This window comes from Streptomyces sp. NBC_01255, from assembly GCF_036226445.1.
GTDB lineage: Bacteria > Actinomycetota > Actinomycetes > Streptomycetales > Streptomycetaceae > Streptomyces.
The window spans coordinates 5,376,218-5,398,088 of sequence record NZ_CP108474.1; the positions used below are offsets into that span (position 1 = coordinate 5,376,218).

Consider the following 21,871-nt stretch of genomic DNA (forward strand, 5'->3'; position numbering starts at 1 on the left):
CGCACCTGTGTTGTTAAATGCGGCGGTGACCTTCTCCGGCCCCTCGTATGACATCGACCCCCGCCTTCTGCGCGCCTTCACCGCCGTCGCCGAGGAGCTGCACTTCACCCGTGCCGCCGCCCGCCTCTACCTCGCCCAGCAGGCCCTCAGCCGTGACATCCGGCGCCTGGAGAGGGAGTTGGGCGCCGAGCTCTTCGTGCGGACCACCCGGCAGGTCGCCCTCACCCCCGACGGTGAACGCCTCCTCCCGTACGCACGAAGGGTGTTGGCCGCCCACGACGAGCTCGGCGACGCCTTCCGCGCCACGCCCCGGCCGCTGCTCGTCGACCTCAACACCCCCGGCCTCGCCCAGGAGCGCATCCTGCACCGGGCCCGCGAACTCGCCCCCGAGCAGGAGCTGATGGCCCGCTACGAGAGCGGACTGACCGGCGCCGCGCGGGAGATCCTCGCAGGGCGGCTCGACACCTCCTTCGGCCGGTACGGAGGGCTGGCCGCCGACCTCAGGGCGCGGCTCGACTCCCAGTTCGTGCGGTACGAGCGGATGGCCGTGATCCTCCCCGAGGACCACGAGCTCGCCGCTCTCCCCGAGGTGCCGCTCGCCCGGCTCGCCGGGGAGCAGGTCTACGCGGGCGCGGGCAACGACCGCACGCCCGAGTGGACCGACCTCGCCGCGCGGCTCTTCGCCGGGCGCGGGATCGAGGTCGCCGCGCCCGCGCCGCTCGCGATCGGCCACGAGGAGTTCCGCCGGATCATGGCCAAGCACCGCAACCCGGTCCTCGCCGTCGTCGACTTCCCGCCCATGCCGGGCTGCGTCCTCCGGCCCCTCGTCGACCCCGTACCCCTGTCACCTGTGAGCCTGGTGTGGCGCAAGGGGCTGCGCCACAGCGGCCTGGACGCCCTGCGGACCGCCGCCGCGGAGATCGGCGCCCGCGAGGGCTGGCCGACCCGCCCACCCGGCTCCTGGCTCCCGGAGGGGGAGCCGGGGGTGCCGTAGGGGCGCTCACAGAGCCGTCGCGCGCCGGGTGAGAGCAAGGTTCCGTCGCCGTCACGTCGCGGCACCGGGCTGAAACGCGGCCTCCCTAGCGTCGGCGTCAGGTGGACCGGGGCTGTGGACGCCCCAGGACCCGACACCCGCGGAGGTACGACATGGGCGGCGGCCGGTGGATCGAGCAGTGGGAGCCGGAGGACGAGACCTTCTGGCGTGAGAAGGGGGAGCGGATCGCGCGGCGGAACCTGATCTTCTCCGTGCTCTCCGAGCACATCGGCTTCTCCATCTGGAGCCTGTGGTCCGTCATGGTGCTCTTCATGGGGCCGCAGTACGGCGTCGACCCGGCCGGCAAGTTCTTCCTGATCGCCACCGCCACCTTCGTCGGCGCGCTGATCCGGATCCCGTACACCTTCGCCGTCGCCCGCTTCGGCGGCCGCAACTGGACCGTCTTCAGCGCCCTGTTGCTCCTGCTGCCCGCCGGCTTCGCCTTCGCGGTGATGGAGCCCGGCACCTCGTACACGACGTTCGTCCTGGTGGCCGCGCTCACCGGCGTCGGCGGCGGCAACTTCGCCTCCTCCATGACCAACATCAACGCCTTCTTCCCGCTGCGGAAGAAGGGCTGGGCACTCGGGCTCAACGCGGGCGGCGGCAACATCGGCGTCCCCGTCGTGCAGCTCGTCGGCCTGCTCGTCATCGGCACCGCCGGGGCCATGCACCCGAGGATCGTGCTCGGCGTCTACCTGCCCCTGATCGTCGTCGCCGCCGTGTGCGCCGCGCTCTTCATGGACAACCTCGCCCCCGTCAAGAACGACACCGGCGCCGCGAAGGAGGCCGTGAGGGCCCGCCACACCTGGATCATGGCCTTCCTGTACATCGGCACCTTCGGCTCGTTCATCGGCTACAGCTTCGCCTTCGGCCTCGTGCTCCAGACCCAGTTCGGACGCACCCCGCTCCAGGCCGCCTCGCTCACCTTCGTCGGCCCGCTCCTCGGTTCCCTCATCCGGCCGATCGGCGGCTCCCTCGCCGACCGGCACGGCGGCGCCCGCATCACCCTGTGGACGTTCGTGGCGATGGCCGCCGCGACCGGAGTGGTGATCTACGCCTCCGTCGCCGAGTCGCTCGCCGTCTTCCTCGTCGGCTTCATCGGCCTCTTCGTCCTCAGCGGCCTCGGCAACGGCTCCACGTACAAGATGATCCCGGCGATCTTCCTCGCCCAGGGGCACCGCAAGGGCCTCTCCGGGGACGCGGCCGAGGCCTACGGGCGGCGGCTCTCCGGGGCCTCCATGGGCCTCATCGGGGCCGTCGGCGCGCTCGGCGGACTCGGCATCAACCTCGCCTTCCGCCAGTCCTTCCAGACCGCCGGCACCGGCACCGGCGCCTTCGTCGCCTTCCTCGCCTTCTACGCCGCCTGCATCGTCGTCACCTGGGCGGTATACCTTCGGCGGCCGACGGCCGTGCCCGAGACCGCGGAAGGGGCCGCGGACGGGACCACGGGCGAGGTCGTCGACGAGCGGACCCGGCCCGGATACGCGAAGGTGTGATCCACGGTGCCCGGCGCGGACCGTAACGACCAGGAAATACGCGCGAACCGAGTCCGTCACGCATCCCCGTCAGGCTCTGGCCCCATGGACGAGCAAGAACACGGCCCCCTCGCCGGCTTCACGGTCGGTGTCACCGCGGCGCGGCGCGCGGACGAACTCATCGCGCTGCTGCGCCGGCGCGGCGCGGCCGTCGTCCACGGCCCCGCCCTGCGGATCGTGCCCCTCGCTGACGACACCGAGCTCCTCGCCGCCACCAAGGAACTCATCGCCCACGCCCCGGACGTCGTCGTCGCCACCACGGCGATCGGCTTCCGGGGCTGGGTCGAGGCCGCCGACGGCTGGGGGTACGGCGACGACCTCCTCGCCGTCCTGCGGCAGGTCGAGCTCCTCGCCCGGGGCCCGAAGGTCAAGGGAGCCGTACGGGCCGCCGGACTCACCGAGTCCTGGTCGCCCTCCTCGGAGTCCATGGCCGAGGTCCTCGACCGGCTCCTCGCCGAGGGCGTGGCCGGCCGGCGCATCGCGCTCCAGCTGCACGGGGAGCCGCTGCCCGGCTTCGTGGAGGCCCTCACGGCCGGCGGCGCCGAGGTCGTCGGCGTCCCCGTCTACCGCTGGATGCCCCCGGAGGACCTCGGCCCGCTGGACCGGATCCTCGACGCGACCCTCGCCCGCACCCTGGACGCGGTGACCTTCACCAGCGCCCCGGCCGCCGCCTCCCTCTTCTCCCGGGCGGAGGAGAGGGGCGTACGGGCCGAACTCGTCGCCGCGCTCCGGCACGACGTGCTCGCGGTGTGCGTGGGGCCCGTGACGGCGCTCCCGCTCCAGGCCGAGGGCATCGTCACGTACCAGCCGGAGCGGTTCCGGCTCGGCCCGCTCGTCCAGCTGCTCTGCAAGGAGCTCCCGGCCCGCGCCCGGGTCCTGCCGGTCGCCGGCCACCGGGTGGAGGTCCGCGGCCACGCGGTCCTCGTCGACGGCGGCCTGCGCCCCGTCCCGCCTGCCGGGATGGCCCTCCTGGGGCTGCTCGCCCGCCGCCCCGGCTGGGTGGTCTCCCGGGCCGACCTGCTGCGGGCGCTGCCCGGCGCCGGCCGCGACGAGCACGCGGTGGAGACGGCGATGGCCCGTCTCCGGACGGCGCTCGGCACCCCGAAACTGATCCAGACCGTCGTCAAGCGCGGCTACCGGCTGGCCCTGGACCCGGCCGCGGACGACAAGTACGACACGCCGTAGAGCCGTCCGGGAAGCGGGCGTTACGGTACGGGGATGATCGCCGATGGCCTCCGTATCCGCCCCGCCGACCCGGCCGGCCCCGCCGACGCGGAGGCGCTCGCCGCCGCGCTGCTGCGGAACCGGGAGCACATGAAGCCCTGGGAGCCCTACCGGCCCGAGCGGTACTACACGGCCGAGGGGCAGGCCGAGCGGCTCGTGGACGGCGGGGTGCGGTGGTTCGCGGTCGACGGGGACCGGGTGGTCGGCTCCGCGACCCTCTCCGGCATCGTCCTCGGGCCGTTCCGCAGCGGCTCGCTCGGCTACTGGGTCGATCACGAGTACACCGGGCGGGGCGTGGCCACCGCCCTCCTCGAGGAAGCCTGCCGCGCCGCCCGCGAGGAGCTCGGCCTCCACCGGATCGAGGCGTGCACCGTCCTCGACCACGTCGTCTCCCAACGGGTCCTGGACAAGGGCGGGTTCGTGCAGATCGGCACCGCGCCCCGCTACCTCCACATCGCCGGGGAGTGGCGCGACCACCACCTCTTCCAGCGGCTCCTGCACGACGACCCGCCGCCCGGCTTTCCGGGATCCCTCCCGGTGAACGGTGATCGCGCCTGACACGGTGCCCCCCGGTGGCGTACGCTCGACGGCTGCCCAGTGCACGTCAGAAGGGGGCCTTAGGTGGCCGCGCAGGAAGCCGTGGACACGGTCAGAGACCGTGAGATCGGTGTCGAGCAGGAACATCTGGATCAGGTCTACCGCCGGCTGGAGGAGAAGATCCACGAAGCGGAGTTCCTGATGAACGACGCCGCCCAGCGGGGCCAGGTCGGCACGCCCGGCGCCCTCGCCGAGCGCGACGCGCAGGTGTTCCGCGCCGGCATCCACCTCAACAGGCTCAACAACGAGTTCGAGGACTTCCTCTTCGGGCGGATCGACCTGCTGTACGGCAAGGACGGCAAGAAGGGACCCGACGGCGCGTACACCTCCGTGGAGCCCGCCGAGGACGCCGTACGCCAGGACAACACCGCCGACATCGGCGAGACCCTCCACATCGGGCGGATCGGCGTCCTCGACTCCGACTACGCCCCCTTGGTGATCGACTGGCGCGCGCCCGCCGCCGCGCCCTTCTACCGGTCGACCCCGGTCGACCCGGGCCGGGTCGTGCGCCGCCGCGTCATCCGCTCCAAGGGCCGCAGGGTCCTCGGCGTCGAGGACGACCTCATGCGCCCCGAGCTGCGGGCCACCCTCGACGGGCGCGAGCTGCCCGTGATCGGCGACGGCGCCCTGATGGCCGCCCTCGGCCAGGCCCGCAGCCACACCATGCGGGACATCGTCTCCTCCATCCAGGCGGAGCAGGACCTCGTCATCCGCGCGCCCGCCGCCTCCGTCACGTACGTGGAGGGCGGCCCCGGCACCGGCAAGACCGCCGTCGCCCTGCACCGGGCGGCCTATCTGCTCTACCAGGACCGGCGGCGGTACGCGGGCGGCATCCTCATCGTCTCGCCGACCCCGCTCCTCGTCTCGTACACCGAGGGCGTCCTGCCCTCCCTCGGCGAGGAGGGCCAGGTCGCGATCCGCGCCGTCGGCAGCCTCGTCGACGGCTGCGAGGCCACCGCCTACGACGAACCGGCCGTCGCCCGCATCAAGGGCTCCTCCCGCATGCTCCACGTCCTGCGGAAGGCGGCCAGGGGCGCCCTGGAGACCCCGGCGCCCCGCCGGCCGGCCGCCGGGGACCAGCTGGAGTTCGGCGAGGAGCCCGCCGAGCCCACCGGAACGCCCACCCGGCTCCGGGTCGTCGCCTTCGGCCGCCGGATCGAGCTGGAGGCCGACGACCTCCGGCGCATCCGCCACAACGTCCTCGGCGGCACCGCCCCCGTCAACCTGCTGCGCCCGCGCGCCCGCCGGCTGCTCCTCGACGCGCTCTACGCCAAGTCCGGCGCCGTCGGCCGGCACAGCGACCCCGAGCTCGCGGCCGAGCTGCGCTCCTCCTTCGACGAGGACGTCTCCACCGAGGACTCCTTCCTCGGCTTCCTCGACGCCTGGTGGCCCGAGCTCACCCCGCGCAAGGTGCTCGACGCGATGGCCGACGAGCGGCGGCTCGGCCGCTGGGCCCGCCGGATCCTCAACCCGGGCGAGGTGCGGCGGCTCGCCCGCTCGCTGCGCCGCCGGGAGCTCTCCGTCCACGACGTGGCGCTCCTCGACGAGCTGCACACCCTGGTCGGCGCGCCGGCCCGGCCCCGCAAGAAGCGGGAGTACGACCCGCTGGACCAGCTCTCGGGCCTGGAAGAGCTCATGCCCGTACGGGAGGAGACGCAGCGCGAGCGGGCCGAGCGGCTCGCCGCCGAGCGCACCGAGTATGCGCACGTCATCGTCGACGAGGCGCAGGACCTCACGCCCATGCAGTGGCGGATGGTCGGGCGGCGCGGCCGGCACGCCACCTGGACGGTCGTCGGCGACCCGGCGCAGTCCTCCTGGTCGGACCCGGACGAGGCCGCCGAGGCGCGGGACGAGGCCCTCGGCAGCCGGCCGCGGCGCCGCTTCGAGCTGACCGTGAACTACCGGAACCCGGCGGAGATCGCCGAGCTCGCCGCCAAGGTCCTCGCCCTCGCCATGCCGGGCAAGGAGTCGCCGCGCGCGGTCCGCTCGACGGGCGTCGAGCCCCGGTTCGTCCCGGTTCGGGAGACGTCGGGGAAGGCGGACTTGGCCGAAACCGTTCGGTCCGAGGCCGCTCTGCTCCTGGAGCGGGTCGAGGGCACGGTGGGCGTCGTCGTCGCCATGAACCGGCGCGCGGAGGCCGCCCGCTGGCTCGCCGAGCTGGGCGACCGGGTGGTGGCGCTCGGCTCCCTGGAGGCGAAGGGCCTGGAGTACGACGCGACGGTGGTCGTCTCGCCCGCGGAGATCGCGGACGAGTCGCCGGCCGGCCTGCGGGTGCTCTACGTGGCGCTGACGCGTGCGACGCAGCAGCTCACGGTGGTCGCGGCGGCGGGGGACATGCCGGACGAGGCGGGGGTGCCGGACCTGCTCCGGGACTGAGCTCCCGCGCCGTCCCGGGGTTGATTTCCAGTCAACCTGTGGCGCTGGAATCACTATCCAGGGTGGTTTGTTAGCCTTGTCGTGGCACCGGCTCGATCCAAGCCCCCGGGCCCAACCTTCGTCCCTTAGAGGGACCACTTGCCGCGAGGCGAGCATGGCGGGTCGGTGCCATTTAGACATACGTACAAAAATGAGGCTCCAGTCACCTCCGGTGACTGGAGCCTCTTCTGTTCCCCCGAGACTTCTCGTATGGTGGAAACTACTTTCCGAAAACAAAATGACCGCATTACCTGCTACCGGCAGGTAGGTGCGACCATCGGAGGGCGCCGCCAGGCAACCAGCCGGGGCGGCGTAGCAACGAAGCTCAGGGAAAGCAGAGGAACTCGGCCATGGCAACGGCGCCCAGCGTCTCGTATTCGATGACGGTCCGGCTGGAGGTTCCCGCGAGCGGAACCGCGGTCTCCCAGCTCACCACGGCGGTGGAGTCCCACGGCGGATCCGTCACCGGCCTCGACGTGACCGCCTCCGGCCACGAGAAGCTGCGGATCGACGTCACCATCGCCGCGACCTCCACGGCGCACGCCGACGAGATCGTCGAGCAGCTCCGCACCATCGAGGGTGTCGTCCTCGGCAAGGTCTCCGACCGTACGTTCCTGATGCACCTCGGCGGCAAGATCGAGATGGCGTCCAAGCACCCCATCCGGAACCGTGACGACCTCTCGATGATCTACACGCCGGGCGTCGCCCGGGTGTGCATGGCGATCGCCGAGAACCCCGAGGACGCCCGCCGCCTCACCATCAAGCGCAACACCGTCGCGGTCGTCACCGACGGCTCCGCCGTCCTCGGCCTCGGCAACATCGGCCCGATGGCCGCCATGCCGGTCATGGAGGGCAAGGCCGCCCTCTTCAAGCGCTTCGCCGACATCGACGCCTGGCCGCTCTGCCTCGACACCCAGGACACCGACGAGATCGTCGCGATCGTCAAGGCGATCGCCCCCGGCTTCGCGGGCATCAACCTGGAGGACATCTCGGCGCCCCGCTGCTTCGAGATCGAGGCCCGGCTGCGCGAGGCCCTCGACATCCCCGTCTTCCACGACGACCAGCACGGCACGGCCATCGTCGTCCTCGCCGCCCTCACCAACGCGCTGCGCGTGGTGAGCAAGGGCATCGGTGACGTACGGGTCGTCATGTCCGGTGCCGGCGCGGCCGGTACGGCCATCCTCAAGCTGCTCATCGCGGCGGGCGTCAAGCACGCCGTCGTCGCCGACATCCAGGGCGTCGTGCACGCGGACCGCGCGGACCTCGTGGACGCCCCGGCCGACTCGCCGCTGCGCTGGATCGCCGACAACACCAACCCCGAGGGCGTCACCGGCACCCTCAAGCAGGCCGTCGTCGGCGCGGACGTCTTCATCGGCGTGTCGGCCCCGAACCTGCTGGGCGCCGAGGACGTCGCCGCCATGGCGGAGGGCGCCATCGTGTTCGCGCTCGCGAACCCCGACCCGGAGGTCGACCCGGCCGCCGCGCGCCAGACGGCCGCCGTCGTCGCCACGGGCCGCTCGGACTTCCCGAACCAGATCAACAACGTGCTGGTCTTCCCGGGTGTCTTCCGCGGCCTCCTCGACGCCCAGTCCCGTACCGTCAACACGGAGATGATGCTGGCGGCGGCCTCGGCCCTCGCCGACGTCGTCACCGAGGACGAGCTCAACCCGAACTACATCATCCCGTCGGTCTTCAACGACAAGGTCGCGGGCGCGGTCGCCGGAGCCGTGCGCACCGCGGCCAAGGCCGCGGGCGCGGGGTCGAACGGGCGTTGACGCCGTGTGCCGGGCGCGCGCCGACCGTACGTGTCGAGCGCGCGCTGACGGCGCGTCGCGATTCGCGATGCCGCAAACCCGCCTTTAGGGTGGCTTTTCGGCTCCGCACGGAAATCGTGGAGTCGACGGAACGTCACCACCACGGGGCTCCGGCGCTTTTCGTGTGACCCCAGGGGGTGCCGGATTGGCGTTCCCGCCGCTGGTGGGGGCAGGATGCGTGTTTGGGCGCGAGGGTCTGTCATTAGACCCGGGTCCGGGGACTGTCCGAAGGCCCTGGCAGCATCGGCTTCGCTGTACCCAATCACGCGGCTTCCGCCGCGTGGCACGCCTCACAGGCAAGAAGAACACGGGAGTAACAACATGAACCGCAGTGAGCTGGTGGCCGCCCTGGCCGACCGCGCCGAGGTGACCCGCAAGGACGCCGACGCCGTGCTGGCCGCTCTCGCCGAGACCGTCGGTGAGGTCGTCGCCAAGGGCGACGAGAAGGTCACCATCCCCGGCTTCCTGACCTTCGAGCGCACCCACCGTGCCGCTCGCACCGCTCGTAACCCGCAGACCGGCGACCCGATCAACATCCCGGCCGGCTACAGCGTGAAGGTCTCCGCGGGCTCGAAGCTCAAGGAAGCCGCCAAGGGCAAGTAAGGCCGCCAAGGCCGCGTAAGCAGCCTGGAGGCGCAGAAAGGGCGGCCACCCTGTCAGGGGGTGGCCGCCCTTTCGTTTGCGCCTCAGAAGGCGCTGTACGGGCCTCGGGAGGCCCGTACAGTCCTGCTAGACCAGTGCGCTGCCCGGAAGCTCGACCTTCGCGCCCAGCTCGACGAGCTTCTCCATGAAGTTCTCGTAGCCGCGGTTGATCAGCTCGATGCCGTGGACCCGGGACGTGCCCTGGGCCGCCAGGGCCGCGATCAGGTACGAGAAGCCGCCGCGCAGGTCGGGGATGACCAGGTCGGCACCCTGGAGCTTCGTCGGGCCGCTCACGACCGCCGAGTGCAGGAAGTTGCGCTGGCCGAAGCGGCAGTCGGAGCCGCCCAGGCACTCGGGGTAGAGCTGGATGTGCGCGCCCATCTGGTTCAGCGCGGAGGTGAAGCCGAGACGCGACTCGTACACCGTCTCGTGGACGATGGAGAGGCCCGAGGCCTGCGTCAGGGCCACGACCAGCGGCTGCTGCCAGTCCGTCTGGAAGCCGGGGTGCACGTCCGTCTCCAGGGCGATCGCGTTGAGCGAGCCGCCCGGGTGCCAGAAGCGGATGCCCTCGTCGTCGATCTCGAAGGCGCCACCCACCTTCCGGTACGTGTTGAGGAAGGTCATCATCGAGCGCTGCTGGGCGCCGCGCACGTAGATGTTGCCCTCGGTCGCCAGCGCCGCCGACGCCCAGGAGGCCGCCTCCAGGCGGTCCGGGAGCGCCCGGTGGGTGTAGCCGTCGAGGCGGTCGACACCGGTGATCCGGATGGTCCGGTCGGTGTCCATGGAGATGATCGCGCCCATCTTCTGCAGTACGCAGATGAGGTCCTCGATCTCGGGCTCCACGGCCGCGTTCGACAGCTCGGTGACGCCCTCGGCGAGCACCGCCGTCAACAGCACCTGCTCGGTCGAGCCGACCGAGGGGTACGGGAGGCGGATCTTGCAACCGCGAAGACGCTGGGGGGCCTCCAGGTACTGACCGTCGTCCCGCTTCTCGATCGTGGCGCCGAACTGGCGCAGCACGTCGAAGTGGAAGTCGATCGGCCGGCCGCCGATGTCGCAGCCGCCGAGGCCCGGGATGAAGGCGTGGCCCAGGCGGTGCAGCAGCGGGCCGCAGAACAGGATCGGGATGCGGGACGAGCCGGCGTGCGCGTCGATGTCGGCGACGTTCGCGGACTCCACGTGCGTCGGGTCGAGGACGAGTTCGCCGGGCTCCTCGCCCGGACGGACCGTCACCCCGTGCAGCTGGAGCAGTCCGCGGACCACGCGGACGTCACGGATGTCGGGAACGTTGCGCAGTCGGCTGGGACCGCTGCCGAGCAGGGCGGCGACCATCGCCTTGGGCACGAGGTTCTTCGCGCCGCGGACGCGGATCTCGCCCTCCAGCGGGGTTCCGCCGTGGACAAGCAGGACATCGTCTGTGCCGGTCATGAATCTCGCGTTCCGGTGGGGTCGGTCGGGTGGCCAGAGAAAAGGGTAAGGGGCCATGAGACCCCTTTCGGGTGTGTCGGGGGGTCTGGCAGATGTAATGAATTCGGCACAACACCCTCTGTTCCCGTGATCTTGCGGAGCGTCACCGTCCGCTTGTGCCGGTTCGTCCACGCGGGAAGAGCCCCCGCGCCCTTCTGAACTGCGAAGGCCGTCGACTTCCCGCCACCGCGCCCCGATCGCCCCCGACAGTGCCCGCGAACGCCGAAGATGCGGGATCATGTGTCGCATGACCGAGGTGTCCTCGCTCACAGGACGGCTGCTCGTGGCCACCCCCGCGCTGGCGGACCCGAATTTCGACCGCGCGGTCGTCCTGCTGCTCGACCACGACGACGAGGGCTCGCTCGGCGTGGTCCTCAACCGGCCGACGCCGGTGACCGTCGGCGACATCCTCGCGCCCTGGGCCGGACTCGCCGGCGAGCCCGGCGTCGTCTTCCAGGGCGGCCCCGTCTCGCTCGACGCGGCGCTCGGCGTCGCCGTGATCCCCGGCGACGAGGGCCCCCTCGGCTGGCGGCGGGTGTTCGGGGCGATCGGCCTCGTCGACCTGGAAGCCCCGCCCGAGCTGCTCGGACCGGCCCTCGGCTCCCTGCGGATCTTCGCCGGGTACGCCGGCTGGGGCCCCGGCCAACTGGAGTCCGAGCTGGGCGACGGAGCCTGGTACGTGGTCGAGTCGGAGCCCGGCGACGTCTCCGCGCCGCACCCCGAGACCCTCTGGCGGCAAGTGCTGCGCCGCCAGCGCGGCGAGCTCGCCATGATCGCGACGTACCCCGACGACCCGTCCCTCAACTGACCCCCACGGCTTTCAGTACCCTTGGCGGTTATGAGCACTCTCGAGCCCGAGCGCGGGGCAGGTACGGGAACCCTCGTGGAGCCGACTCCGCAGGTGTCCCACGGTGACGGCGACCACGAGCGCTACGCCCACTACGTCCAGAAGGACAAGATCATGGCGAGCGCCCTCGACGGGACTCCCGTCGTGGCGCTGTGCGGGAAGGTCTGGGTGCCGGGGCGCGACCCCAAGAAGTACCCGGTCTGTCCCATGTGCAAGGAGATCTACGAGTCCATGGGCGCCGGCGGTGGCGACAAGGACAAGGGCGGCAAGGACAAGTAAGCGGGGATCCCTCGGGTCCTGACGTCGGGGACGGCCCCCGTCGCGCGTGCTTCGGCACGCGTGACGGGGGCCGTTTCGCGTTTCCCGGGCGCCTCGGCCTCTTCCCGGCCGCCTCGCCGTTGCACAGGGTGCTTTCGCCGGTCACGGAGTGGTTGAGGTGGTCGAGACCTCTTGTCGGCTCACCGGAAGCACGCCTAACCTCACGCGTGTTGTGCAGAACGAAACGCGCATTGCGCATGTTGCAACGCACGCATCCGGAGGGGATCCGCCATGAAGCTTCCTGCCAGCCTCGCCGCCACCGCCGCCGTACTCCTGCTCGCGGGCCTCACCGCCACCGCCTGCGCGCCCCAACCGCAGACGGCGCACGGCAAGGCCGCGGCGGACGAGAAGAGCGGCACCCTACGCGTCTGGCTGTTCCAGGAGGTGAGCAACAAGCCCAAGGAGCAGGTCGTCGACCAGGCCGTCGCCGCCTTCGAGAAGCGGAACCAGGGCGCGAAGGTCGAGATCGAGTACATCCCCGTCGAGACCCGCGCCCAGCGCGTCAAGGCCGCGTTCAACGACCCCGAGTCCGCGCCCGACCTCATCGAGTACGGCAACACCGACACCGCCGGATACGTCAAGGACGGCGGACTCGCCGACATCAGCGCCGAGTTCGCGGCCTGGGACGAGGCCAAGGACACCGACCCGACGGCGAAGCAGTCCGTCACCGTCGGCGGCAAGGTCTACGGCGCCCCGCTCTTCGTCGGCCTCCGCGCCCTCTACTACCGCACCGACGTCTTCAAGGAACTCGGCCTCACCGCCCCCAAGAGCCAGGCCGAACTGATCGCCACCGCGAAGAGGATCCGCAAGGCGAAGCCCGACCTGTACGGCATCGCCGTCGGCGGCGCCTACACCTACGGGGCCATGCCCTTCGTCTGGGCGGCGGGCGGCGAACTCGCGACGGAGAACAACGGCTCCTACAAAGCAGCAGTCAACAGCGAGGCCGCCGTCAAGGGCATCGCCACCTACACCTCGCTCTTCGGCGACGACAACTGCCCGGCCGCCAAGTGCGCCCAGATGGGCGGCAACGCGACCGTCACCGCCTTCGCCTCCGGCAAGGCCGCCATGGCCATCGGCGGCGACTTCAGCCACGCGGCCGTCGAGGCCGGCACGGTCAAGGGGAAGTACGCGGTCGTCCCGCTGCCCGGCACCGCTCCCGGCTCCATCGCCCCGGCCTTCGCCGGCGGCAACAACATCGGCGTCCTCAAGAGCACCTCGCACCGCACCCTCGCCGTCGACCTCCTGAAGTCCCTCACCGGCAAGGACACCCAGGGCAAGCTCTTCGACGCGATGGGCTTCCTCCCCACCTACACCGACGTGCGGGCCGCCGCCGCACAGCGCCAGCCCTTCGTGAAGCCCTTCATCGACACCCTCGACGCCGGCACCAAGTTCGTCCCCGCGTCCCCCGGCTGGGGCCAGATCGACTCCTCCCTCGTCCTGCCGACGATGTTCCAGGAGGTCGTCAGCGGCCGTAAGGACGTCAAGGCGGCGGCCGACGACGCCGCGAAGAAGATGGACGCGGCCTTCACGCCGGCGAGCTGAGACGCGTGACGACCCAGATCGAGCTCACGGAGAAGCGGACCGGCACGACCGCGCGCCCGGCCCCCCGGCGCGGCGCGCGGACCCCCCGCACCGCCCGGCGCACCAGCGCCTGGACCCCCTGGCTGTACCTCCTGCCCGCCCTCGCCGTCATCGGCGGACTCCTCGTCTACCCCGTCTACCAGCTGGGCCTCATCTCCTTCCTGGAGTACACCCAGGCCCAGGTCAGCGGCGGCGAACCCACGTCCTTCAAGGGGTTCGGCAACTACACGACCCTCTTCACCGACCCCCAGTTCTGGCAGGTCCTCCTCGCCACCGTCCTCTTCGCCGCCGCCTGCGTCGTCACCACGCTCGCCGTCGGCTGCGCCCTCGCGGTCCTCCTGACCCGGGTCCGGGCCCTGCCCCGGCTCGCCCTGATGGTGGCCGCGCTCGGCGCCTGGGCCACGCCCGCCGTCACCGGCTCCACCGTCTGGGTCTTCCTCTTCGACCCCGACTTCGGGCCGGTGAACCGGCTCCTCGGCCTGGGCGACTTCTCCTGGACGTACGGGCGGTACAGCGCCTTCGCCCTCGTCCTCCTCGAAGTCGTCTGGTGTTCCTTCCCGTTCGTGATGGTCACCGTCTACGCGGGCATCAAGGCCATCCCGTCCGAGGTCCTGGAGGCCGCCGCCCTCGACGGCGCCTCGCAGTGGCGGATCTGGCGCTCGGTCATGGCGCCGATGCTCCGGCCGATCCTGGTCGTCGTCACCATCCAGTCGATCATCTGGGACTTCAAGCTCTTCACCCAGATCTACGTGATGACCAACGGCGGCGGCATCGCCGGCCAGAACCTCGTCCTCAACGTGTACGCGTACCAGAAGGCCTTCGCCTCGTCCCAGTACAGCCTGGGCTCGGCGATCGGCGTCGTCATGCTGCTGATCCTGCTGGCCGTGACCCTGGTCTACCTGCGGCTCCTGCGACGCCAGGGAGAAGAACTGTGAGCGCCCCGACCTCCTTCCGCATCCGTACCCGGATACGGCGGCCCGGGCGCCTCGCCGCCGAGGCGGTCACGCTCCTCGTCGCGGCGGCCGTCGCCTTCCCCCTGTACTGGATGGTCCTCTCCGCCCTGAAGCCGGCGGGCGAGATCCAGTCGACCGACCCCCGGCCGTGGACCCTCTCCCCGTCCCTCGACTCCTTCCGGCGCGTCTTCGACCAGCAGGACTTCGGCCGCTACTTCCTCAACTCGCTCCTGGTGGCGGGCACGGTCGTCCTCGCGTCCGCGCTCATCGCCTTCCTGGCGGCGACGGCGGTCACCCGGTTCCGCTTCCGGTTCCGGACGACGCTCCTCGTCATGTTCCTGGTCGCCCAGATGGTGCCGGTCGAGGCCCTCACCATCCCGCTGTTCTTCCTCATGCGGGACTTCGGACAGCTCAACACCCTCGGCTCGCTGATCCTGCCGCACCTCGCCTTCTCGCTCCCCTTCGCGATCTGGATGCTCCGGGGCTTCGTCAAGGCGGTCCCGGAGGCCCTGGAGGAACAGGCCCAGATCGACGGGGCGAGCCGCACCCGCTTCCTGTGGCAGATCCTCTTCCCGCTGGTCTTCCCCGGCCTGGTGGCGACGAGCGTCTTCTCGTTCATCTCGACCTGGAACGACTTCCTCTTCGCGAAGTCCTTCATCATCAGCGACACCTCGCAGTCGACCCTGCCGATGGCCCTGCTCGTCTTCTTCAAGCCCGACGAGAACGACTGGGGAGGAATCATGGCCGGGTCGACCGTGATGACGATCCCGGTGCTCGTCTTCTTCGTACTCGTACAGCGCCGCCTGGTCTCCGGACTGGGCGGGGCGGTGAAGGACTGACGTGATGGCAGACGACCTGGACCTGATCCCCGCGCCGCTGACGGTCGAGCAGCCGGGGAGCGCCCCGGGGCGCTTCACGCTCGACGAGCGGACGACGCTCGACGCCGACGCGGGCACCGAGAGCACCGCGCGCTGGCTGCGCGCCACCCTGGGCGCCGCCACCGGACTGCCGTTCGCCGCCGGCGCCGGACCGCACGCCGTCCGGCTGCGGATCAGCGAGGAGGTGGCACGGGAGCACGGCCCCGAGGGCTACCGCCTCTCCACGGACGGGTCTCCCGACGGCTCGGCCGCCGACGCGGCCGTCGTCATCGAGGGCGGCGGCCCCGCCGGGGTGTTCTGGGGAGCCCAGACCCTCCGGCAGCTCCTCGGCCCGGACGCGTACCGCAAGGCGCCCGTGACGGCGGGGGAGTGGAGCCTGCCCCGCGTCACCGTCCGGGACGCGCCCCGCTTCGGCTGGCGCGGGCTCCTCCTCGACGTCTCCCGGCACTTCCTGCCCAAGGACGACGTCCTGCGCCAACTCGACCTGCTCGCCGCCCACAAGCTCAACGTCTTCCACTTCCATCTCACCGACGACCAGGGCTGGCGCATCGAGATCAAGCGCCACCCCAAGCTGACCGAGGTCGGCGCGTGGCGGTCCCGTACCAAGTGGGGACACCGGGCCTCGCCCCTCTGGACCGAGGCCCCGCACGGCGGTTTCTACACCCAGGACGACATCCGCGAGATCGTCGCCCACGCCGCCGAACGGCACATCACCGTCGTCCCCGAGATCGACCTCCCGGGCCACGCGCAGGCCGCGATCGCCGCGTACCCCGAACTCGGCAACACCGACGTCGTCGACACCGCCGCCCTCACCGTCTGGGACACCTGGGGCGTCAACCCGAACGTCCTCGCCCCGACCGAGGCCGTCCTCCGCTTCTACGAGGGCGTCTTCGAGGAGGTCCTCGGCCTCTTCCCGGCGGCCACGTCGCCCTTCGTCCACGTCGGCGGCGACGAGTGCCCCAAGGACCAGTGGAAGGCCTCCCCGACCGCCCAGGCCCGCATCAAGGAGCTCGGGCTCGCCGACGAGGACGGGCTCCAGTCCTGGTTCATCCGCCACTTCGACCGCTGGCTCGCCGCACGCGGACGCCGCCTGATCGGCTGGGACGAGATCCTGGAGGGCGGCCTCGCCGAGGGCGCGGCCGTGTCGTCCTGGCGGGGGTACGCGGGCGGGATCACCGCCGCCGAGGCCGGCCACGACGTCGTCATGTGCCCCGAGCAGCAGGTCTACCTGGACCACCGTCAGGCGCCGGGCGACGACGAGCCGATGCCCATCGGGTACGTCCGCACCCTGGAGGACGTCTACCGCTTCGAGCCCGTCCCGCCGGGGCTCTCCGCGGAGGCCGCCGCCCACATCCTGGGAACCCAGGCCAACGTCTGGACCGAGGTCATGGAGAACCGGGCCCGCGTCGACTACCAGGTCTTCCCGCGCCTCGCCGCCTTCGCCGAGGTCGCCTGGTCCGCGCTGCCCGCCCCCGACGACCGCGACTACGCGGGCTTCGAGCGCCGGATGGACACCCACTACCGGCGCCTCGACGCCCTCGGCGTCGACTACCGCCCGCCCGCCGGACCGCACCCCTGGCAGCGACGCCCGGGAGTGGTCGGACGGCCTCTGGAGGGGACGCCCCCGATCGTGTGAGGGAGGTCGCGCCCCCGGTTCACCCAAGAGCGGCGAAACGGAAGTTACCGTCGCTCCTGGGGCGTCCCGGACGGAACAGTCCTTCGCGGACCCTCGCGCCGGACGGCTCGGAAGATGTGCCAGAGTTGCCACGTCCGGCCTGTGAGCACGTACGGTACGCCCACACGCAGGCGCGACCGCCGGGCACAGTCGGGGACCACCGGGACACCGGGAAGGGGCAGCGGGTTGACCACGCACGCACCACAGACGGCGCAGTCCGTGACGCTGCCCGCCTCGCTCGACGAGGCCGTGGCGGCGCTCACCGCGATGCCGGCCGCCGTGCCCGTCGCCGGCGGCACCGACCTGATGGCCGCCGTCAACAGAGGTCAGCTCCGCCCCGCCGGACTCGTCGGCCTGAGCCGCATCAACGAGATCCGCGGCTGGCAGTACCAGGACGGCCACGCCCTCCTCGGCGCGGGCCTCACCCACGCCCGGATGGGCCGCCCCGACTTCGCCGCCCTCATCCCGGCCCTCGCCGCCGCGGCCCGCGCCGCCGGGCCGCCCCAGATCCGCAACGCCGGCACCCTCGGCGGCAACGTGGTCACCGCCGCGCCGACCGGCGACTCGCTGCCCGTGCTCGCCGCCCTGGAGGCCGACCTCGTCGTCCTGGGCCCGCTCGGCACCCGCGAGATCCCCGTCTCCCACCTGCTCGCGGGCCGCGACCTGCTGGCCCCCGGCGAGCTGGTCGGCTTCGTCCGCGTACCGCTGCTCCACGCCCCCCAGGTCTTCGTCAAGGCCACCGGCCGCACCGGCCCGGCCCGCGCCACCGCCTCCGTCGCCGTCGTCCTCGACCCGGCCCGGCGCGGGGTGCGCTGCGCGGTCGGCGCCGTCGCACCGATGCCTCTGCGCCCGCTGGAGGCGGAGCGCTGGATCGCCTCGCTGGTGGACTGGGACAACGACCGGGGCCTGGCCCCGGAGGCGCTCGCGGCGTTCGGCGAGTACGTCGCCGCCGCCTGCATTCCGGACCCGCCGGGCGACGAGCAGCTGCCGCCGGCCGTACTGCACCTGCGGCGCACGGTCGCCGCACTCGCCCGACGGGCACTGGGGAGGGCACTGGCATGAGCAACGACGAACAGCACGGGAACCCGGGCGGCTGGGAGCCGATCCCGCAGAGCGAGGGCTACGACGGCGACGCGACCGCCTTCGTCCAGCTGCCGCCCGACTTCATGCTGGACGGCGTGCCCCTGGAGGCGCCGGGCCACGGCTACGTACCGCCGATGATCATGCCGCTGCAGCCGCTCACCCCGGCGGCGGCGACCGATCCGTCGGCGACGGGCACGTGGAACGTGCACCTGCCGACGGAGGCGGAGCAGGTCCAGCACTACGATCACGTCGAGCAGGTCGACCACGAATTCGGCCAGGGCGGCCAGGGGACCGAGTACTTCGAGCAGGGCGAGTACGTCCAGCACTTCGAGCAGCCCGTCGAGGGGTTCGGCCAGGACCCGCACGCGACGGCGGAGTGGAACTTCACGGGCACGGCGGGCTCCACGGGCCAGTGGGAGATCCCGGTCGCGGCGGAGGCCGCCGTACCGGACGCCGTCGCGCCGGAGGTGGCCGAGCCCCCGCTCCTCACCGCGTACGACCAGGCCCCGGCGACCCTGCCGGGCGGCGCGCCCGCGCCCTGGGCGCTCCCGGAGGAGCCGGTCGCCGAGGAGCCGGTCGCCGAGACCGAGGTCGTCGACGCCGGCGAGGCGGAAGCAGCCGCAGAAGCCGAAGCGGCCGCGGAAGCCGAAGCAGCCGCGGAAGCCGAAGAGGAGCCCGAGCCGGAAGAGGCCCCGGCGGCGGTCCCCGCGGACGCCGCGGCCGACGCTCCGGCCGAGGGGGTCGACGCGACGGCCTCCGCGCCCGGCGGCGCCTTCGCCTCCACGGACAGCGACGAGCACCCCCACACCTCGTACACCCTGCGTGTCAACGGCACCGACCGGCCCGTCACCGGTTCCTGGATCGGCGAGTCCCTGCTCTACGTCCTGCGCGAGCGCCTCGGCCTCGCCGGGGCCAAGGACGGCTGCTCCCAGGGCGAGTGCGGCGCGTGCAACGTGAAGGTCGACGGCCGGCTCGTCGCGTCCTGCCTGGTCCCGGCGGCGACCGCCGCCGGCTCCGAGGTGCGGACGGTCGAGGGGCTCGCCACCGACGGCGAGCCGTCCGACGTGCAGCGGGCGATGTCCAAGTGCGGCACCGTCCAGTGCGGCTTCTGCATCCCGGGCATGTGCATGACCGTGCACGACCTCCTGGAGGGCAACCACGCCCCCACCGAGCTGGAGACCCGCCAGGCCCTCGCCGGCAACCTGTGCCGCTGCTCCGGCTACCGGGGCGTTCTCGAAGCCGTACGGGACGTCGTCGCCGAGCGCGAGGCGAGCGCCGCGGCCACGGCACACGCGGCGCCCGACACCGGGGCGGCCGAGCCCCGCGTCCCGCACCAGATTCCCCACCCGCACGACGGAGGCATGGCGTGAGCAGCGACGCGACCACCGCCGTTCCCGTTCCCCTGCTCCTGGACACCCCCGGGGCACCGGACCAGGAGCCGGCCGCGCACGGCCTCGGCACCTCGCTCCCGCAGGCCGAGGCGCGGGCGAAGACCGAGGGCACGTTCCCGTACGCCGCCGACCTGTGGGCGGAGGGCCTGCTCTGGGCCGCGATCCTGCGCTCCCCGCACCCGCACGCCCGGATCGTCTCCGTCGACACGTCGGCCGCGACGGCCATGCCGGGCGTACGGGCCGTGGTGACCGCCGCCGACGTGCCGGGCGCGGCGACGTACGGCCGCCGCGTCGCCGACCGGCCCGTCTTCGCCTCCGACCTGGTCAGGCACCACGGCGAGGCCCTCGCGGCCGTCGCCGCCGACCACCCCGACACGGCCCGGCTCGCCGCGGCCGCGATCAGCGTCGAGTACGAGATCCTCGACCCGGTCACCGACCCCGAGAAGGCCTTCGCCGCCGAGGCGCTGCACCCCGACGGCAATCTCATCCGGCACATCCCGCTGCGCTTCGGCGACCCGGAGGCCACCGGCGAGGTCATCGTCGAGGGCCTCTACCGGATCGGCCGCCAGGACCCGGCGCCGATCGGCGCCGAGGCCGGGCTCGCCGTGCCCCGCCCCGACGGAGGCGTCGAGCTCTACACCGCGTCCACGGACCCGCACACCGACCGGGACCTGGCCGCCGCCTGCTTCGGCCTCCAGCCCGAGCAGGTCAAGGTGGTCGTGACCGGCGTCCCCGGCGCCACCGGAGACCGGGAGGACCCCGGCTTCCAGATCCCGCTGGGCCTGCTCGCGCTCCGTACCGGCTGCCCCGTGAAGCTCACCGCCACGCGCGAGGAGTCCTTCCTCGGCCACGCCCACCGCCACCCCACCCTGCTGCGCTACCGCCACCACGCGGACGCGGAAGGGCGCCTGGTGAAGGTGGAGGCGCAGATCCTCCTCGACGCGGGCGCGTACGCCGACTCCTCGTCCGAGTCGCTCGCGGCGGCCGTGGCCTTCGCCTGCGGCCCGTACGTCGTCCCCCACGCCTTCGTCGAAGGCTGGGCGGTCCGCACGAACAACCCGCCGTCCGGCCATGTGCGGGGCGAGGGCGCGATGCAGGTGTGCGCCGCCTACGAGGCGCAGATGGACAAGCTCGCGGCCAAACTGGGCGTGGACCCGGCCGAGTTGCGCATGCGGAACGTGATGGCGACCGGCGACATCCTGCCGACCGGACAGACCGTGACCTGCCCGGCCCCGGTAGCCGAACTTCTCTCCGCAGTACGGGACTTCCCGCTCCCGCCGCTCCCCAAGGACACCTCGGAGGACGACTGGCTGCTGCCCGGCGGCCCCGAGGGCGCGGGCGAACCCGGCGCGGTGCGGCGGGGCGTGGGCTACGCCCTCGGCATGGTGCACATGCTGGGCGCGGAGGGCATGGACGAGGTCTCGACGGCGACCGTACGGGTCATGGACGGCGTCGCCACCGTCATCTGCTCGGCCGTGGACACCGGTTCGGGCTTCTCCACGCTCGCCCGCCAGATCGTCCAGGAGACCCTCGGCATCGACGAGGTGCAGGTCGCTCCCGTCGACACCGACCAGCCGCCGGCGGGCCCGTCCGCACACGGCCGCCACACGTGGGTCTCGGGCGGGGCGGTGGAGCGCGCGGCCAAGATGGTCCGTACGCAGCTCCTCCAGCCGCTGGCCCACAAGTTCGGCATGTCGACCGAGCTGCTCCAGATCACCGACGGCAAGATCACCTCGTACGACGGCGTCCTGTCGACGACGGTCACGGAGGCGATGGACGGCAAGGAACTCTGGGCGACCGCCCAGTGCCGACCCCACCCCACCGAGCCCCTCGACGAGCACGGCCAGGGCGACGCCTTCGTCGGACTCGCCTTCTGCGCGATCCGCGCGGTGGTGGACGTGGACATCGAACTCGGCGCCGTACGGGTCGTGGAGATGGCCGTCGCCCAGGACGTCGGCCGCATCCTCAACCCGGCCCAGCTCGCCACCCGCATCGAGGCGGGCGTCACCCAGGGCGTCGGCGCGGCCCTCACGGAGAATCTCCGCACCGCCAGAGGTCTGGTCCGGCACCCCGACTTCACGGGCTACGCACTTCCGACATCCCTGGATGCCCCGGACATTCGCATCGTGAAACTCATCGAAGAGCGCGATGTCGTGGCCCCGTTCGGCGCGAAGGCGGCGAGCGCGGTCCCGGTCGTCACCTCACCCGCCGCAGTGGCCTCAGCGGTGCGCGCCGCGACCGGACGACCCGTCAACCGGCTCCCGATCCGCCCGCAGGCGGCGGTCGCCGTGCCCAATTCGTAACCATGTGATGTCCGTTGCTTGTGCAACCCGGAGGTGCGCACTGTCGTCGTTCCTGACTACAGTGAACTCCTAGACTTGGATTGACGCGGCACGGTAGTTCACACGGGGGAGGAGC

17 protein-coding genes are annotated in these 21,871 nt (G+C 72.2%); 16 read left to right on the top strand and 1 reads right to left on the bottom strand.

The window, feature by feature from the left end:
* The first annotated feature begins 25 nt into the window (after positions 1-25).
* From OG357_RS24355 to OG357_RS24385, 7 genes are all read left to right on the top strand, one after another.
* A complete protein-coding gene (locus tag OG357_RS24355; protein WP_329623169.1) occupies positions 26-994 on the top strand; it encodes a LysR family transcriptional regulator in 969 nt (322 codons plus the stop codon).
* Between the two features lie 152 nt (positions 995-1,146).
* Positions 1,147-2,529, top strand: coding sequence for a nitrate/nitrite transporter (locus tag OG357_RS24360; RefSeq protein ID WP_329623170.1), 1,383 nt, complete (start codon positions 1,147-1,149; stop codon positions 2,527-2,529).
* A gap of 84 nt (positions 2,530-2,613) precedes the next feature.
* The gene (locus OG357_RS24365; protein WP_329623171.1) at positions 2,614-3,753 is read left to right on the top strand and encodes a uroporphyrinogen-III synthase; all 1,140 of its coding nucleotides are present in this window, start codon (positions 2,614-2,616) and stop codon (positions 3,751-3,753) included.
* A gap of 33 nt (positions 3,754-3,786) precedes the next feature.
* Complete coding sequence (locus OG357_RS24370; RefSeq protein ID WP_329623172.1) at positions 3,787-4,350, top strand: GNAT family N-acetyltransferase; 564 nt, start codon at positions 3,787-3,789, stop codon at positions 4,348-4,350.
* A 63-nt stretch (positions 4,351-4,413) separates the two neighbouring features.
* A complete protein-coding gene (locus OG357_RS24375; RefSeq protein ID WP_329623173.1) occupies positions 4,414-6,765 on the top strand; it encodes a HelD family protein in 2,352 nt (783 codons plus the stop codon).
* A 389-nt stretch (positions 6,766-7,154) separates the two neighbouring features.
* The gene (locus tag OG357_RS24380) at positions 7,155-8,579 is read left to right on the top strand and encodes an NAD-dependent malic enzyme (RefSeq protein WP_329623174.1); all 1,425 of its coding nucleotides are present in this window, start codon (positions 7,155-7,157) and stop codon (positions 8,577-8,579) included.
* A 360-nt stretch (positions 8,580-8,939) separates the two neighbouring features.
* Entirely contained in the window at positions 8,940-9,221 is a 282-nt protein-coding gene (locus tag OG357_RS24385; protein WP_017237029.1) for an HU family DNA-binding protein, read from the top strand.
* Between the two features lie 126 nt (positions 9,222-9,347).
* Here the strand turns inward: OG357_RS24385 and murA are convergent, their stop codons facing one another.
* The gene (murA, locus tag OG357_RS24390) at positions 9,348-10,688 is read right to left on the bottom strand and encodes a UDP-N-acetylglucosamine 1-carboxyvinyltransferase (RefSeq protein WP_024761664.1); all 1,341 of its coding nucleotides are present in this window, start codon (positions 10,686-10,688) and stop codon (positions 9,348-9,350) included.
* A 286-nt stretch (positions 10,689-10,974) separates the two neighbouring features.
* On the opposite strand from murA, the gene OG357_RS24395 reads away from it, so the two are divergent.
* The 9 genes from OG357_RS24395 to OG357_RS24435 all read left to right on the top strand — a co-directional run bounded on the left by OG357_RS24395 (position 10,975) and on the right by OG357_RS24435 (position 21,756).
* Positions 10,975-11,535, top strand: coding sequence for a YqgE/AlgH family protein (locus OG357_RS24395; protein WP_329623175.1), 561 nt, complete (start codon positions 10,975-10,977; stop codon positions 11,533-11,535).
* Between the two features lie 30 nt (positions 11,536-11,565).
* Positions 11,566-11,853 (top strand): DUF3039 domain-containing protein, encoded by a 288-nt coding sequence (locus tag OG357_RS24400; RefSeq protein WP_024761666.1) that lies wholly within the window; start codon positions 11,566-11,568, stop codon positions 11,851-11,853.
* A 270-nt stretch (positions 11,854-12,123) separates the two neighbouring features.
* On the top strand, positions 12,124-13,434 hold the full coding sequence (locus tag OG357_RS24405) for an extracellular solute-binding protein (RefSeq protein ID WP_329623176.1): 1,311 nt from the start codon (positions 12,124-12,126) through the stop codon (positions 13,432-13,434).
* Positions 13,435-13,439: 5 nt separating this feature from the next.
* Positions 13,440-14,408 carry a carbohydrate ABC transporter permease gene (locus OG357_RS24410; RefSeq protein ID WP_329623177.1) on the top strand — a complete coding sequence of 323 codons (969 nt, stop codon included), beginning with the start codon at positions 13,440-13,442 and terminating at the stop codon, positions 14,406-14,408.
* Positions 14,405-15,265: a carbohydrate ABC transporter permease gene (locus tag OG357_RS24415; protein ID WP_329623178.1), complete on the top strand. Its 861-nt coding sequence runs from the start codon at positions 14,405-14,407 to the stop codon at positions 15,263-15,265. Before OG357_RS24410 ends, OG357_RS24415 begins: the two co-directional genes overlap by 4 nt.
* Before the next feature lie 4 nt (positions 15,266-15,269).
* On the top strand, positions 15,270-16,940 hold the full coding sequence (locus OG357_RS24420; RefSeq protein WP_329623179.1) for a beta-N-acetylhexosaminidase: 1,671 nt from the start codon (positions 15,270-15,272) through the stop codon (positions 16,938-16,940).
* A 225-nt stretch (positions 16,941-17,165) separates the two neighbouring features.
* Positions 17,166-18,041, top strand: a complete 876-nt coding sequence (locus tag OG357_RS24425; protein ID WP_024761671.1) for an FAD binding domain-containing protein — start codon at positions 17,166-17,168, stop codon at positions 18,039-18,041.
* Complete coding sequence (locus OG357_RS24430) at positions 18,038-19,432, top strand: (2Fe-2S)-binding protein (RefSeq protein WP_329623180.1); 1,395 nt, start codon at positions 18,038-18,040, stop codon at positions 19,430-19,432. The genes OG357_RS24425 and OG357_RS24430 overlap by 4 nt, the downstream gene beginning before the upstream one ends.
* Positions 19,429-21,756, top strand: a complete 2,328-nt coding sequence (locus tag OG357_RS24435) for a xanthine dehydrogenase family protein molybdopterin-binding subunit (RefSeq protein ID WP_329623181.1) — start codon at positions 19,429-19,431, stop codon at positions 21,754-21,756. The genes OG357_RS24430 and OG357_RS24435 overlap by 4 nt, the downstream gene beginning before the upstream one ends.
* Positions 21,757-21,871: the final 115 nt, after the last annotated feature.